Here is a 16,110-nt window from a genome sequence, read left to right as displayed (position 1 = left end):
GTTTCATTAAGACGACCTATTGTCACCAGAATCGGGAGTTCAAGCAAGTTGCTGATTGTAATTATGGTTGAAAATGGTTACAAAGAAGGCAAATAAATAGAACTAGGATACGGTTTGTGAATTATAGAGCATTGAGCACTGCGTTGTTGGTCGTTTTATCTACAGGTTTGTCAGTTAATGCAGTGGCAGATGACAAGCCATTCTCGATTGCGATTCATGGTGGTGCGGGGACGATTTCAAAAGCCAATCTAACTGCAGAACAGCAACAAGCATACAGGGCAAAACTACAAGAAGCCGTCGATGCTGGTTATAAGATCTTAGCCAAAGGCGGTGATAGCCTAGATGCGGTAAAAGCCTCTATCAATATTTTAGAAGATAGCCCATTGTTTAATGCAGGACTTGGGGCGGTCTATACATTTGACGGCGCGCATGAATTAGATGCATCGATCATGGATGGAAAAACCATGAATGCAGGTGCAGTTGCTGGTGTAAAACATATTAAGAATCCAATAGATCTGGCTATCACAGTAATGGAAAAATCGCCGCACGTGATGCTATCAGGGCAAGGCGCTGAAGAGTTCGCCCTTACTCAAGGTTATAAGCTAGTGCCAGCGGATCATTTTGATACAGACAACCGCTATCAGCAGTTAAAAAGCGCTAAAGAAAAGATCCGTAAAGCTGAATCAAACGCTGACTATCAAGCCAGTAATGGAACAGGCCATAACTATAAGCAAAGTGCATTGGAATACAGTGAATTTGACTACAAGTTTGGTACTGTTGGAGCGGTTGCACTCGATAAAAATGGCAATCTTGCTGCGGGGACATCTACTGGCGGCATGACGGCAAAGCGTTTTGGCCGTATAGGCGATTCACCGGTAATTGGCGCAGGTACTTATGCTGAAAATGGTGTTTGCGCAGTCTCAGCAACTGGCCACGGTGAATATTTTATTCGTTACCATGTTGCAGGAGATATTTGCGCTAAAGTGAAATATCAAAACAAGTCCATTATTCAAGCGGCCGATGAAGTCATTAACCAGCGACTAATCACAGCAGGTGGTACCGGTGGGGTGATTGCCATTGACCAACGCGGCAATATTGCGACACCGTTTAACACTGAAGGAATGTACCGTGCAACACGTAAGAATAACGAGCCTGCTCAAGTGATGATTTGGTCAGACTTGTAAGTTTTTAAGAAGCTGTTCTAGCTATCTTTTGGTTATTTCTGAACTAGATAAAACCGCACTAGGCAAGGAGTGCGGTTTTTGTTTTCTATAAAGCTGCTAACTAATCAAAATAGTAGGTAAATTATTATTTACTAATGCATAGCAAAAAAACGTTATATAATGCGCATCGACTAAGTATTAACGCACTGTAACGATGAACAAGCCAACCCTTAATCTAAACGCTGCTCCTTCAAGCTCTGACAACAGCATGGCTGCAAATACGAGTAATAGTGTTAGCAAAAAGCCCGATAGAGCCAGTGCCATGTTGCAAATTATTGAGCAGGTAAAACAAGAGTTACCACTTTATGAGTCGGAAACATTTGCTTGTGGGCCAGAAGGAAGTTGTATTGGCTGCCCCAAAAAACTATTAGAGCTAGTGGATGGTGAATTGAGTTATTGGGAGAGTGCAATTGAAAATGGCAGAACGCCGCAGTTTGATGAAATACGTCAATTTGGCAAATTATGCACTAACGTTAAACGAGGTTTAGTGCGTAATGGCGTATTAGATAAATTTCAGCAGTTAAAAGCACAAAAACTAGCGGTTTAATAGTTTGAAGCTCTTATTGGAGCATGTCACTTTCAAAGCTAGTAAACTCGCTGTTTTCAACAAAAGCCGCAAATTTTATTCATAAAAACAAACCGATAATTTAACCTCAAGTTTCCAGTCAGAATTTAACGGGCATACTCAATAAGCAGTTAATCAAAATTTGTGAAATAGCTCACTAATATTTATTTGTATGACTATGAATAAAAAGCCAAAATGCCGCGCAATCTCTTCCCCTCAAAAAGCGTACACGCATAAAAAGGTTGCACATGAGCAAAAAATTTCTGATCACTTGGGATCAAATGCAAGGTTACACCCGTGAATTGGCAGAACGTTTACTACCTGCGCAGCAATGGCAAGGCATTATTGCTGTAAGCCGTGGTGGACTTGTTCCTGCTGCTATTCTAGCGCGTGAGCTAGGCATTCGTAATGTCGATACCATCTGTATCTCTAGCTACGATCACGATCACCAACGTGAAACTAAAATCATCAAACAAGCACCAGGCGACGGTGAAGGCTTTATCGTTATTGATGACTTAGTAGACAGCGGCTCAACGGCTAAAATCGTACGTGAAATCTATCCTAAGGCTAAATTCGTTACTGTATGTGCAAAGCCTGCTGGTAAGCCATTAGTGGATGACTACATTGTTGATATTCCGCAAGACACTTGGATTGAACAACCATGGGATACCGGTGTGAGCTTTAGAGAGCCGCTTTGTAAATAATGTCTTATCGTAAAATATAAGATCGATAAAAACCGAATAGCTTAGTTATTCGGTTTTTTTATTGTAACTAATGCTACATTTACCTTGCATTAGTTTGCTAAAGCTCCCGTTAATCCTACTAATTACTTCATGTATTTTGTCGGCTCAAGCAACAGCTAGAGACGATATTGCCGCTTACTCAATCGACAGCGTACTAAGCAGTGAAGTCGCTAAGCAAAAGCTTGGTATTGACATGCAGTTTTATTTTGGCGACCAGCAACTTATACTGATTGGTATAATGTAGTCTCTCGTGTGAAAAATGCACCCTTAGTTTCGACAAGCGTATTAAATTTTCTCGTTTCCTACATAACTTTATTGCTGATCATTTATAGAGGTTAAGACCCCTCATTAATTAACTTAATTTGAACAATCAGCTAAGTTTGCAGCGTGGGTTCGATATTGCTGGCAGATTTATTGCTGATTGTGCGACTGTTAATCTACATTTTTATCGCAGTTATCACTTTTACTACTCATCGGTTGTTTAATCTTAGCTAAACTAACAATAGAACAACTAAATAGGGGAACGAAATGGACTCAATTAACGTACAAGAGCATATGGATCGCCAACCTGTATTGTTAACGCCAACAATGTCGTTAGCCACTGCGGTAGAAAAGTTATTAGATAATAAAAAGCTGGGCGCACCTGTAGTTGAAAGCGATGGCAAGTTAGTGGGTTTCTTGTCTCAGCAAGATTGCTTAGCTGTAATGCTAAAAAGTAGTTATCACTGTGATTTAACGGCGATAGTAAAAGACTGCATGCGTACCGATGTATTGTCGGTTACCCCTGATGCCAGCGTATTGCAACTCGCCGAACAGATGTTGGGCTCTAAACCTAAAGTGTATCCCGTAGTACAAGATGGCAAAGTCATTGGCACTATTAATCGTACCAATGTGTTAGCGGCGATTAATACCTACATGCAGCAGTGTTACCTCACTCCAGCTTAGGCTCGAACTTGAGCGGCTTGTAGCGTGATACTCATACTTGAATACAGCCAAGGTAACAGCAGTTGCCAAGGTTTTTTAAGCGTTAAGTAAAGCATACTGGGGTGACATGTTGTTTTACACCAGTATGCATTCATTAAACTAAGCGCTGAGATTAATAGCCATTGTGGGTATGCGGCTTGCTGTAAGCTTTACCTAAGGTTTGATATTTACCGGCTATATTTTCGCTCTAAACTCGTGCTTCTACCTAAAACTTAAATCAATTATCATTTTATCTGTTACTCATGGAAGTATTTTTAAGTCAGCTATACCAACCTACAGCGTTCCTTGCTAGGATCATAACCTTTCGTCTTGGCTATGGAATTTGCACTTGAGTTCGCAACAGCATCCTTTATCTAACGCATTCTTAAAACACTGTTATGAAGTTGACGCCGCTAAAATTAGGCAGCGTCTTTTTAGGCTGAGAAAACAGCCTGAATCAGACAAGAAGACAGCCACGCTTGAACAACTCGAGCAATTAGCACTTGAGTCTCGGCAAAAAGTGGAACAGCGTTTAGCGAACCGCCCAAGTATCACCTATCCAGATAGCTTACCTGTATCGCAAAAGCGTGAAGAAATAGCCACAGCAATTGCCGAAAACCAAGTTGTAATTGTTGCAGGTGAAACTGGCTCGGGTAAAACCACTCAGTTACCTAAAATCTGTCTAGAGCTGGGCCTTGGTACCCGCGGACTGATTGGCCATACTCAACCACGCCGTCTGGCAGCAAGAAGTGTTGCGACCCGTATCGCTGAAGAGATGAATACGCCATTAGGTGAAGCGGTGGGCTTTAAAGTTCGTTTTGCTGATGCGATCAATGACACCTCGTACATCAAATTGATGACCGATGGTATTTTATTAGCAGAGCTGACTAACGATAAATTCCTTAATCAATACGACACCATTATTATAGATGAGGCTCATGAGCGTAGCCTTAACATCGATTTTATTTTGGGTTACTTAAAAAATGTATTGAGTAAACGCCCAGATCTAAAAGTGATCATTACCTCAGCAACCATTGATGTTGAGCGCTTTTCAAAACACTTTAATAATGCACCCGTTATCGAAGTGTCTGGCCGTACTTATCCGGTTGAAACTCGTTATCGACCGCTAGTGCAAGATCAAGACGATGACTTAGATTTAATTGAAGGTATTTTTGCTGCCACCGATGAGCTGATGCAAGAAGGCTTAGGCGACATTTTGATCTTTATGAATGGTGAGCGTGAAATTCGCGATGTAGCCGAACAGCTAAACCGTCGTAATTACCGTGATACCGAGATCTTACCTCTATATGCACGTCTATCTTATGGCGAGCAATCAAAAGTATTTAAGAGCCATGTTGGCCGCCGTATTGTATTGGCGACTAACGTTGCTGAAACTTCATTAACCGTACCGGGGATCCGCTACGTTATTGACCCAGGTACTGCGCGCATCAGCCGCTACAGCTACCGCACTAAAGTACAACGCTTACCGATTGAACCTATTTCACAAGCGAGCGCTAATCAGCGCCAAGGTCGTTGTGGACGTGTGGCGCCAGGTATTTGTATTCGCCTTTATAGTGAAGAGGACTTTATTTCGCGTCCTGGGTTTACCGATCCTGAAATTTTGCGCACTAACTTAGCCTCGGTTATTTTGAAAATGCTTTCAATTGGCTTGGGCGATATTGAAGGCTTCCCATTCATTCAGCCGCCAGACGCTCGCTATATTCGCGATGGTTTTATGCTGCTTGAAGAGCTACAAGCGGTAGTAAAAAAGAAAGGCAAACTCGATTTAACTCAGCTTGGCCGTCAGCTTGCGCATATTCCAGTTGATCCACGTCTTGCGCGTATGGTGATTGAAGCGCAGCAAAATGGCTGCTTACATGAAGCTTTGGTTATCACCGCGGGATTATCCATTCAAGATCCTCGTGAACGCCCAATGGATAAGAAGCAAGCAGCTGATCAAGCGCATAATCGTTATAGCGATAAAGATTCAGACTTTGTTTCTTGGTTACACCTGTGGGATCACATTAAACAAAGCCAGAAAGAGCTATCGAGTAGCCAGTTTAGAAAGCAATGTAAGGCTGAGTTTTTAGCGTATCTGCGTGTACGTGAATGGCAAGATTTATACACTCAGCTAAGGCAAGCCACCCATGAGTTGAAGTGGAAGCTTAACTCGCCAAGCGATGAGCTTGATTATGAAGGCTTACATCGCTCATTACTCACAGGCTTGCTGAGTCATATCGGTTTTAAAGATAAAGATAACGAATACTTAGGTGCGCGTAACCGCCGTTTCTTTGTGTTCCCGGGATCTCCTTTAGCCAAAAAAGGCCCTAAGTGGATTATGGCGGCAGAGCTGACTGAAACATCGCGCTTATTTGCCCGTTGCTGCGCCAAGATTCAACCGGAGTGGATTGAACCACTTGCAGCACACTTAGTGAAAAAGAACTACGTTGAACCGCACTTTGAGTCTAAGCAAGGCTCTGTGGTTGCATTAGAAAACCAAGTGCTTTATGGCTTACAAATTGTTAATCGTCGTAAAGTGCAATATGGACCGGTTGAGCCTGTAGAGGCGCGGGAGATATTTATACGCTCGGCCCTTGCTGATGGCGAGTTACGCACTAATGAAGCGTTCTTTATTAATAACCAAAAATTGTTATTAGATATTGAGACGCTTGAGCATAAGTCGCGCCGCCGAGATATTCTAGTCGATGAACAAGCCTTATATGCGTTTTATGAGCCTAAGATCCCAGATGGTATTTACAACGCACCTAAGTTTTTGAAGTGGTGGAAAGCGGCGAAAAAATCCACGCCAGATCTATTAGATTTTGAGCGTGAAAGCTTGATGCAGCGTAGTAGCGAGCATATTTCAGCGTTAGATTTCCCTGAGAAATGGCACAAAGGTAACTTAGTGCTTAAAGTCAGTTACCACTTTGAGCCATCGCTGCCTGATGATGGTGTTTCTGTGCATATTCCGGTCGCGTTGATTAACCAGATTGATGAAACGGATTTTGACTGGATTGTGCCGGGCCTGCGCGAAGAGAAATGCATCGCGTTGATTAAGTCGTTACCTAAAGCACTGCGTCGTAACTTTGTGCCTGCTCCAGACTACGCCAAAGCTTGTTTACAAGCGATGACGCCATTTGAATTGCCGTTAATAGACGCCATGTGCAAGCAGTTGTTGCGTATGAGCGGTACTCGCATTTCACCTGAAGACTTTGATACCACGCAGCTAGTGAAACATTTACTGGTGAATTTCAAGGTTGAAGGGGATAAAGGTAAGTTACTTGCTGAGGGCCGTGAACTTGAGCCATTAAAAGCCAGCATGCAAGGCCAAGTTGTACAGGCTATTCGCAGCGTTGCTGATTCAGGTATTGAGAAAAAAGGCCTTGAACAATGGACCTTTGGCGACTTGCCTAAACAGTTTGAGCAGAAAAAAGGTAACTTTGAAGTTAAGGCGTTTCCAGCGCTGGTGGACGATAAAACCAGTGTGTCGATCAAATTATTTGATGACGAATTTGAAGCGCAGAAACAGCATCGTATTGGTTTGCAACGTCTGTTATTACTTAATATTCCATCGCCAGTAAAACACCTGCAAAAGTCGTTACCAAATAAAGCTAAGTTGGCAATGTACTTTAACCCGTTTGGCCAAGTGAATATTCTAATCGATGATATTTTATCAGCGGCAGTACAGCAGTTATTGGATGAAAAGGGCATAGATGTGCGCTCTGAAACCGCCTTTACGGAAGCAAAAGACTGGGTAAGGCAAGAGCTGAATCCAACAGCTGAAAAAGTAGCGTTAAAAGTGGAAGAGATTTTGACCATTTATAACCGCATTAAAAAACGCCTAAAAGGTAAAATTAGCTTAGATATCGCCTTTGCTATGAGTGATATTCAAGGCCAGTTAGATCAACTGGTGTTTAAAGGCTTTGTTGAGCAATCAGGTTGGCAACGTCTCGGTGATTTGAACCGATATTTAAAAGGTATCGAAAATCGTTTAGAGAAGCTGCCAGTCGACCCTAACCGTGACCGCTTGCATATGCTCAGTATTAATAAGGTGCAAGAGCTGTTAAAGGCGCAATTGGCTAAATTACCTAAGTCGCAACCTGTACCAGATGGACTCGTTGAAGCAAGATGGATGATAGAAGAGTATCGAGTATCTTGTTTTGCGCAAGTGTTAGGTACGGCTTATCCGATTTCTGAAAAGCGTATTCTTAATCAAATCGCGCAAGTGTAACTCACAATATTACGAGTAGATGAAGCGCACCTTTTTAGGTGCGCTTTTTTGTATCTAAATCATCTATTATTTTCATAGTCTCCTCGCTTTTAGTCGATTTTTTGCACTTCCTTAAACTGTATTTTTATAAAAATTAAAAGTGATCTAATCCTTATCATTCGAGGTAGTGACTAATAGGTTAGATTAAATTTTAAGCAGGTAGGTAAGCTTAGACATATACTTGTTATGCAGGCTATATCGGCGTAACGATTATAGGTCATTGATTTGAGTGCACTTATGGCGAATGGTAAACCTCCCTTGCTGTAAAACAATATTTGACGACAAAAAGGAATAGCCATGACGAAGCTTAAAAATTTTCTCAATAAAATATGGCAAGTACTTAAGAAGCCGAGCGTGCACTACAGTTTGGGATTTTTAGTGTTGGGTGGCTTTGTCGCTGGGGTTATTTTTTGGGGGGCGTTTAATACAGCATTAGAGCTTTCGAGTACCGAAGAGTTTTGCAGCAGTTGCCATGAAAATGTTTATCAAGAGATGGAGCCTACTATCCATTTTTCTAACCGAAGTGGCGTTCGTGCGACTTGTCATGACTGCCATGTTCCGCATAAATGGACTGACAAAATTGCCAGAAAAATGCAAGCTTCAAAAGAGGTTTGGGCTTATTTGGTTGGAACCATTGATACCCCAGAAAAGTTCGAGGCACACCGTAAAGAGATGGCGCAGCGAGAATGGACACGTTTAAAAGCCAACAACTCACTCGAATGCCGTAACTGTCACGAATTCGATTATATGGATTTTACCCGCCAATCAGATCGTGCAGCCAAAATGCACTCTACCTTTTTAGAAAGCGGTGATAAAACCTGCATCGATTGCCATAAAGGCATTGCGCATCATCTTCCTGACATGCAGGGTGTTGAGGGCTGGTGAATAAAAATCGAAAGTTATTATGGTTCTTCTTTTCTCTTCTCTTCCGTTGAGTTGCTTGGCTTAAAATTCACCTTGCAGGCCGATAATTAAGCAGCCTTAAAATAAGCTTAATACCTCTTAGTGAATATTTTGTTATCAAAATCACCCATCCGTTTGATATTTAATCACCTCTAAACCATTATTTAGTGTGTAATGAATAGTTTAACAAGGTCTTATCTTGCGATTCTAATCGGTAACTTCGTTTAGAATGCGTGATTAAGCCATTGATTAACCAAAGATGATGATCTGGATCAACCTCTATAGTGGTTTACTAAATTGGGGGTATACAGGTGGTTGTTACGTTATTGCTATCATTTTAACTCAAGTTGAGCGAACTAACGCATAGCATCAAATCGAAGTGCTTAGTTAGACATTTTGCTCAATCCATTCGCAAACCGCTTAAATGACCCCACTTGTTGGAGGATTTATGAGTTCCACACCGAATGATGAGAAAAAACTGGAGTTTAGAATTTTCATATTTCTAACGGTATTTCTCGCCCCTCTACTGTCAGTTTTACTTGTATCAGGCTTAGGTTTCGCAATTTGGTTTAGCCAAATTCTAACCGGCCCACCAGGTGCAGGCTAAACCAGCATAAACAAATAACAACTAAATAGAGTGATCCAGATGAGCAATGAACTTCATGTAACAAGCTTGGTGCTCCAAGTGCAACCCGCGCAAATGTCCGTAGTGAGGCAAGCCATTATCAATATGGAAAATGCTGATTTATCGGTGAATGACGAAGTGAAATTGGTTGTGGTGCTAGAAGGCAGTAGCCAGAAATCACTAATGACAGATATCGAAACAATTAACGCCATTCCCGGAGTGTTGTCGGCTGCAATGGTTTACCACCAAAGTGAAGTACTTGAAGAGGGTGAACAATGAAAATGAACAGACGCGAATTTATGAAGGCTAACGCAGCACTTACCGCTGCGAGTGTGGCTGGTTTAGCATTACCTGCCACAGCGAGTAACTTAATCACAAGTTCTGAAGAAACAAAACTGGAATGGAACAAAGCGCCTTGCAGATTTTGTGGAACAGGTTGCTCTGTGATAGTTGCTACCCGTGACGGTAAAGTGGTGGCGACTCATGGCGATGCAGAGAGTGAAGTAAACCGTGGCCTAAACTGTATCAAAGGATACTTTTTATCGAAAATCATGTACGCAAATGACAGGTTGCAAACACCTATGTTGCGTATGACCAACGGCAAGTATGATAAAAATGGTGAGTTTACGCCGATCTCATGGGATACCGCTTTTGACACTATGGCTGAAAAGTGGAAAAAAACCATTAAGAAAAAAGGGCCGACTGCTGTGGGAATGTTTGGCTCTGGTCAATGGACTGTTTGGGAGGGCTACGCCGCATCAAAATTAATGAAAGCGGGCTTTGGATCCAACAATATTGACCCGAATGCGCGTCACTGTATGGCATCGGCTGTAGGTGGCTTTATGCGGACCTTTGGTATAGATGAGCCTATGGGCTGCTACGATGATATGGAGGCGGCTGACGCATTTGTACTTTGGGGTTCAAATATGGCGGAGATGCACCCCATTTTATGGAGCCGAGTAACCGATCGCCGCTTAAGTGCTCCCCATGTAAAAGTGTCAGTATTATCAACCTTTGAGCATAGATCCTTTGATCTTGCTGATTTAGGCATTGTATTTACCCCACAAACTGATTTAGCAATATTGAATTATGTTGCTAATTACATTATCGAAAACGATAAAGTGAACTGGGATTTTGTAAACAAGCACGTTAACTTTCGCAAGGGTGAAACTGATATTGGTTATGGTTTACGTCCATCACATCCACTACAAAAAGCCGCTAAAAATGTGAAAACAGCGGGTGATTCTACGCCAATCGATTTTGACGCCTTTAAAGCCTTTGTTGCTGATTACGATGTTAAGTCAGTGAGTGAACTTTCTGGTGTACCCGAACATAAATTGATTGAGTTAGCTGAGCTTTATGCCGATCCCGATAGAAAAGTAACGTCATTCTGGACCATGGGCTTTAACCAGCATACTCGTGGCGTTTGGTGTAATAACCTGATTTATAACATTCACTTGCTTACCGGTAAGATCTCTACGCCTGGTAATAGTCCATTCTCACTGACAGGGCAACCATCAGCATGTGGTACCGCGCGTGAGGTGGGTACCTTCTCTCATCGCTTACCGGCCGATTTAGTGGTGAATAATCCTGAACATAGAGCGATAGCTGAGAAAATTTGGCGCATTCCAAGTGGCGTTATCCCGCCAAAACCTGGCTACCATGCTGTTGAACAAAACCGCCGCTTGAAAGATGGCGACTTGAACATGTACTGGGTGCAAGTTAACAACAACATGCAAGCTGGCCCCAACATTAATGAAGAAGGTTTACCGGGCTACCGTAATCCAGAAAACTTCATTGTGGTTTCAGATGCCTATCCAACTGTTACAACACAAGCTGCAGATATGATTTTACCGTCAGCAATGTGGGTTGAGAAAGAGGGCGCCTACGGCAATGCAGAGCGCCGTACCCAATTTTGGCATCAAATGGTCAAAGCACCGGGTGAGTCTCGCTCAGATCTGTGGCAGTTAATGGAGTTTTCAAAGCGCTTTACCACTGATGAAGTTTGGCCAGCTGATGTACTTGCGGCTAACCCGGAGTTTAAAGGTAAGACGTTATTTGAAGTGCTATACCAAAATGGCAATGTCGAAAAATTTCCACTGTCAGACACTGACAGTAAATATATGAACGATGAAGCGAAAGATTTTGGTTTCTATGTACAGAAAGGCCTGTTTGAAGAGTACGCAACCTTTGGTCGTGGCCACGGTCATGACTTGGCACCATTTGATACCTACCATGAAGTTCACGGACTGCGCTGGCCAGTGGTCAATGGTAAAGAAACGAAATGGCGCTTTAGAGAAGGTAGCGATCCCTATGTGAAGGCGGGTAAAGGCTTTGAGTTTTACGGTAAGCCTGACGGTAAGGCGGTGATTTTTGCTCTGCCTTATGAGCATGCCGCTGAATCGCCAGATGAAGAGTTTGATATTTGGTTATCGACAGGACGGGTACTAGAACATTGGCATTCAGGCTCAATGACGCAGCGTGTACCAGAGCTTTATAAAGCCTTCCCTGATGCAGTCTGCTTTATGCATCCTGATGATGCTAAGCAGCGTGGCCTGCGCCGTGGTGATGAAGTTCGGGTTATCTCTCGTCGAGGAGAAATTAAAACTCGAGTTGAAACTCGTGGCCGTAATAAGCCGCCAGTAGGCCTTGTTTTTGTGCCTTGGTTTGATGCCAGTCAGTTAATTAATAAAGTGACCTTAGATGCAACAGATCCTTTATCAAAGCAGACTGACTTTAAAAAGTGTGCCGTTAAAATCGTCAAAGCTTAGGAGCAAGATTATGAACCCATTACTACGTATATCTGCTGCCGCTTTGGTGAGTGTGACATTAACGAGCTCATTTAATGCAACAGCTGAAGCGATCCCTGCCGATAAAATCGCCACGCTACGTGAAGCGCCGCTCAATGTTGAACCGACTCCACCTGTCATGCAAAAGGTCATTAACTCTGATGTTAAAGAGGTACGTAACTACCCAATGCAGCCACCGGTGATCCCTCATAAAATTGATGGCTACCAAGTTAATCTTAAAGTGAATAAGTGCATGTCTTGCCATGCACGTACTCGCACCGGTGATTCACAAGCACCTATGGTGAGCGTGACTCATTATATGGATCGCGAAAATAACTTTTTGGCGGAATTGTCACCTAGACGTTACTTCTGTACTCAATGTCACGTGCCGCAGTTAGATGCAAAGCTATTAGTGCCTAATGATTTTGTCGATATGGACACGCTAATAAAAGCCGATATTAACAAAGAAGCTGAGCATTAGGAGCTGATATGATTGCGAAATTACTCGCTACCCTTAAAAAAATCTGGGTGGTACTGAGAAAACCAAGTGTGCATTACAGCTTAGGTTTTCTCACTTTGGGTGGCTTTATTGCGGGGGTTATTTTTTGGGGTGGCTTTAATACTGCTTTGTCGGTATCTAATACCGAAGCTTTTTGTATTAGTTGCCATGAGATGGAAAATAATGTCTATCAAGAGTTGCAGTCGACAATTCACTTTACTAACCGAAGTGGTGTGAGAGCGACCTGTCCTGATTGTCACGTTCCTCATAACTGGACCGATAAGATAGCCCGAAAAATGCAGGCTTCGAAAGAGGTTTGGGGTAAAGTGTTTGGCACGATTAATACACCAGAAAAATTTGAAGCGAAAAGGAGAGAGCTTGCTGAGCACGAGTGGGCACGTTTAAAGGCTAATGATTCCTTGGAATGTCGAAACTGTCATAACTTCGATTACATGGACTTTACGCGCCAGTCTCAACGAGCAGCAAATATGCACTCGACCTCACTTGCGAGTGGAGAGAAAACTTGTATTGATTGCCACAAAGGTATCGCTCATCAATTACCAGATATGCAAGGAGTTGAAGGCTGGTAGACTGGTGAAAATTTATCTTCAAAGCCAGTGCATTTTGCACTGGCTTTTTTGTGTTTATGCTTTACTTTATAGCCTAGTGATATGGCTCGATTAAGTGGTGCTGTTTAGATATTTTAAGCTGGAAATTTGGCTTAAATAGGTCCAGTTAAGTGAGCTTAGAAAATAGCATAAGAATATTAGCTTATATCACTTATCAGGAAGATTATAGAGTTGCAGCTTTTACAGTGAATTTGCTTTAGTCTGGCTTGGCTAAACTATCAAGGAGAAGATAGGTGCTTAAACAGAATACCCTGCAGGTACTTGCGGTGGCGAGTTTGCTTTTCCTAGCACGAGGTACAGCTGTAAATGCTCAGGAAAGCGCGGCCAAGCATTGGATAAATACAGAGTTTCAACCATCGACACTAACAACTGCAGAGCAAGAGCGCGAAATGCAGTGGTTTATCAATGCTGCAAAACCCTACCGAGATCTGACCATTAGAGTTACTTCTGAACGGATCCCTACACATATTTACGAATCTGAAACACTAGCTAAAGCCTTTACTGAAATAACCGGTATTCGGGTAATTCATGAAGTAACAGGTGAAGGTGATGTACTGCATAAAATGTCAGTTCAAAATACGACTGGCCATAATTTGTATGACGCGTATCTAACAGACAGTGACTTGATTGGCACTTACTTTAGGCAGAATTATGTTGAGCCGATAAGTGATTTTATCAAAGGTGAGGGCAAAGATGTCACCTTACCAAGTCTAGAACTGCAAGATTTTATCGGCCTTGATTTTACCACAAGCCCTGATGGCAAAATCTATCAGTTGCCAGATCAGCAGTTTGCAAACCTTTATTGGTATCGTCAAGATTGGTTTAACAGACCAGAGCTGCAGCGCTTATTTAAATCTCTGTATGGCTATGAGCTGGCGGTGCCTCAAAATTGGCAAGCTTATGAGGACATTGCCGAGTTTTTCAGTGAAAAAGTAAGACGGATTGATGGTAAGCGTATATACGGCCATATGGATTACGCTAAGGCGCATCCATCTTTGGGATGGCGTATATCTGATGCATGGCTTTCAATGGCAGGTGTTGGCGATAAGGGCTTACCTAATGGATTACCGGTTGATGAGTGGGGCATTCGAGTTGAAGATTGTCGCCCGGTTGGTGCGAGTACCGAGCGTGGTGGTGCCTTAAATAGCCCCGCAGCTGTTTACGCAGTAGAAAAGTACGTTGAGTGGCTAAAATACGCTCCTGCGTCAGTGAGAGATATTTACTTTTCGCAATCTTTAGCTTGGGCGGCGAATGGTGTGATCGCGCAGCAGATCTTTTGGTATAGCGCCGATATTGATAGCTTTATCGATAAAGGCTCCACACTTATTAATGAGGATGGCACACCAAAATGGCGAGTTGCGCCATCGCCGGTTGGCAAATATTGGCAAGTAGGAATGAAGTCGGGTTATCAAGATACTGGAGCTTGGACATTCCTCAAGTCCACACCGCTTGCGCGTCGTCAGGCTGCTTGGCTATATGCTCAGTTTGTTGTATCTAAAACGGTGAGCTTAAAAAAATTTTTAACTAGTTATAATCCGGTGCGACTGTCTGATTTGAATTCTGCAGAGGTGAGTCGCCGTGCCCCTTATCTAGGTGGGCTTATTGAGTTTTATCGCAGCCGTGCGCGGGATGTGTGGACACCTACAGGCCATAACGTGCCAGATTATCCGCATATGGCTAAGTATTGGTGGCGACACATTGCTACGGTTGTGTCTGGGAAAAAACCCGCTCAGCAAGCACTAGACAGCTTAGCGATAACTTTTGATAAACATTTGGCGAGATTGCAGCATAGCGATATTAAGCGCTGCGCCCCGAAATTAAATCCGCCTAGGGGGACAGATGTTTGGTTGGCTCAGCCCGGCGCCCCAAAAGCGCAAATACCTCAAACTGTAAAAGGTAAAACTTTACCATATGAGGAGGCCATTCGTGCGTGGCAATTATGACTATGCTTTAAGGCTGCAAGACTTTGTCAACAGCGCTTGTTGCTATATTTTTTCTGGGGTAACTCTTTCTAGCATGGCTTTGGCCAAAATGAGTTTTGTTAGCTTGGTTTTGCTAAAGGCTTTCTCTTCAAAGATTGCGCCAATAGCCGAAATCGGCACTCGAGCTTCTTTAATGATGGTAATCTTGATCGCATTCAGCAGTTTTGCTTACGCTGAAACCATTGTCAGCGCAGCGACTAGAGATAATGCACCTGTGATTTCTTCAATGAAATCTGAGGTGAAACCCGCAGTCAGGCCACTGCAGATCTTAACTTATGAAGCGGCACCTTTTGCATTTGTTAAACAAGGGAAAGAGCAAGGGTTGTTGGTTGAACTTATTGCGGAAATGTTTGCTCGTGCGCAATTGGATTATCAACTGACGTTTATGCCGTTAAAGCGGGGTTTACTTAAAACGCTTCATAGTGCTCAGCACTGCATCACGCCTATCGAGCGCACTCAAGAGCGTGAAGCGAGTTATCGCTGGATCAGCCCTATGTTGATCTCACGCTATGGTTTGTACAGTTCAAGTCAGCAAAAAATTCATTTAGCGAGTTTGAGTGATGCTAAATCCTTGACCATAGGGTCATATTTAGGCAGTGGTATTGCTGAATATTTAATGGATTTAGGCTATGAGGTTGAACTCGCATCGCTGCGCAGCCAAAATATTAAAAAGCTGCAATATAATCGTATCGACCTCATGGCCTCCGAGCTGATGAGTGCCCGCAGCGACATGGATTTGTATGGCGTTGAATTGGGGGAGCCGGAGCTTATTTTTTACACTTCGATACGGGCTATGGCGTGTAATGTTAATTTAGACACTAAAATAAAAAACCGCCTTGATAGCGCGCTATTGGCAATGTATCAAGACGGCTTTATTGATGCGTTATATGCAGAATACGGCGTCAGGATCAGCTTATAG

At 42.9% G+C, this 16,110-nt stretch carries 14 protein-coding genes; all 14 read left to right on the top strand.

Features of this window, described 5'->3' with window-relative positions:
* Positions 1-116 precede the first annotated feature (116 nt).
* The 14 genes from L2740_RS17710 to L2740_RS17645 all read left to right on the top strand — a co-directional run bounded on the left by L2740_RS17710 (position 117) and on the right by L2740_RS17645 (position 16,110).
* Positions 117-1,184: an isoaspartyl peptidase/L-asparaginase family protein gene (locus L2740_RS17710; RefSeq protein ID WP_420833543.1), complete on the top strand. Its 1,068-nt coding sequence runs from the start codon at positions 117-119 to the stop codon at positions 1,182-1,184.
* A 193-nt stretch (positions 1,185-1,377) separates the two neighbouring features.
* Positions 1,378-1,770, top strand: coding sequence for a hypothetical protein (locus L2740_RS17705; protein ID WP_338056263.1), 393 nt, complete (start codon positions 1,378-1,380; stop codon positions 1,768-1,770).
* 266 nt (positions 1,771-2,036) lie between these two features.
* Positions 2,037-2,492, top strand: coding sequence for a xanthine phosphoribosyltransferase (gene gpt, locus L2740_RS17700; protein ID WP_248470546.1), 456 nt, complete (start codon positions 2,037-2,039; stop codon positions 2,490-2,492).
* Between the two features lie 70 nt (positions 2,493-2,562).
* On the top strand, positions 2,563-2,775 hold the full coding sequence (locus L2740_RS17695) for a hypothetical protein (protein ID WP_248951396.1): 213 nt from the start codon (positions 2,563-2,565) through the stop codon (positions 2,773-2,775).
* A 284-nt stretch (positions 2,776-3,059) separates the two neighbouring features.
* The gene (locus tag L2740_RS17690) at positions 3,060-3,476 is read left to right on the top strand and encodes a CBS domain-containing protein (protein ID WP_248951395.1); all 417 of its coding nucleotides are present in this window, start codon (positions 3,060-3,062) and stop codon (positions 3,474-3,476) included.
* Between the two features lie 367 nt (positions 3,477-3,843).
* Positions 3,844-7,725 carry an ATP-dependent RNA helicase HrpA gene (gene hrpA, locus L2740_RS17685; RefSeq protein ID WP_248951394.1) on the top strand — a complete coding sequence of 1,294 codons (3,882 nt, stop codon included), beginning with the start codon at positions 3,844-3,846 and terminating at the stop codon, positions 7,723-7,725.
* A gap of 336 nt (positions 7,726-8,061) precedes the next feature.
* Positions 8,062-8,649, top strand: a complete 588-nt coding sequence (locus L2740_RS17680; RefSeq protein WP_248951393.1) for a NapC/NirT family cytochrome c — start codon at positions 8,062-8,064, stop codon at positions 8,647-8,649.
* 466 nt (positions 8,650-9,115) lie between these two features.
* Complete coding sequence (locus tag L2740_RS17675; RefSeq protein ID WP_012155661.1) at positions 9,116-9,274, top strand: periplasmic nitrate reductase, NapE protein; 159 nt, start codon at positions 9,116-9,118, stop codon at positions 9,272-9,274.
* 39 nt (positions 9,275-9,313) lie between these two features.
* The gene (locus L2740_RS17670) at positions 9,314-9,571 is read left to right on the top strand and encodes a chaperone NapD (protein ID WP_248951392.1); all 258 of its coding nucleotides are present in this window, start codon (positions 9,314-9,316) and stop codon (positions 9,569-9,571) included.
* A gap of 2 nt (positions 9,572-9,573) precedes the next feature.
* Positions 9,574-12,063, top strand: coding sequence for a nitrate reductase catalytic subunit NapA (gene napA, locus L2740_RS17665; protein ID WP_248951453.1), 2,490 nt, complete (start codon positions 9,574-9,576; stop codon positions 12,061-12,063).
* Between the two features lie 10 nt (positions 12,064-12,073).
* A complete protein-coding gene (locus L2740_RS17660) occupies positions 12,074-12,562 on the top strand; it encodes a nitrate reductase cytochrome c-type subunit (protein WP_248951391.1) in 489 nt (162 codons plus the stop codon).
* 8 nt (positions 12,563-12,570) lie between these two features.
* Entirely contained in the window at positions 12,571-13,170 is a 600-nt protein-coding gene (locus L2740_RS17655) for a cytochrome c3 family protein (protein ID WP_248951390.1), read from the top strand.
* A gap of 272 nt (positions 13,171-13,442) precedes the next feature.
* The gene (locus tag L2740_RS17650) at positions 13,443-15,152 is read left to right on the top strand and encodes an ABC transporter substrate-binding protein (RefSeq protein ID WP_248951389.1); all 1,710 of its coding nucleotides are present in this window, start codon (positions 13,443-13,445) and stop codon (positions 15,150-15,152) included.
* A gap of 88 nt (positions 15,153-15,240) precedes the next feature.
* A complete protein-coding gene (locus tag L2740_RS17645; protein ID WP_248951388.1) occupies positions 15,241-16,110 on the top strand; it encodes a substrate-binding periplasmic protein in 870 nt (289 codons plus the stop codon).

Source organism: Shewanella pneumatophori, from assembly GCF_023283895.1.
Classification (GTDB): Bacteria; Pseudomonadota; Gammaproteobacteria; order Enterobacterales; family Shewanellaceae; genus Shewanella; species Shewanella pneumatophori.
Note: the sequence above shows the minus strand (reverse complement) of the source record. Positions and strands in the feature narration are given on the sequence as shown.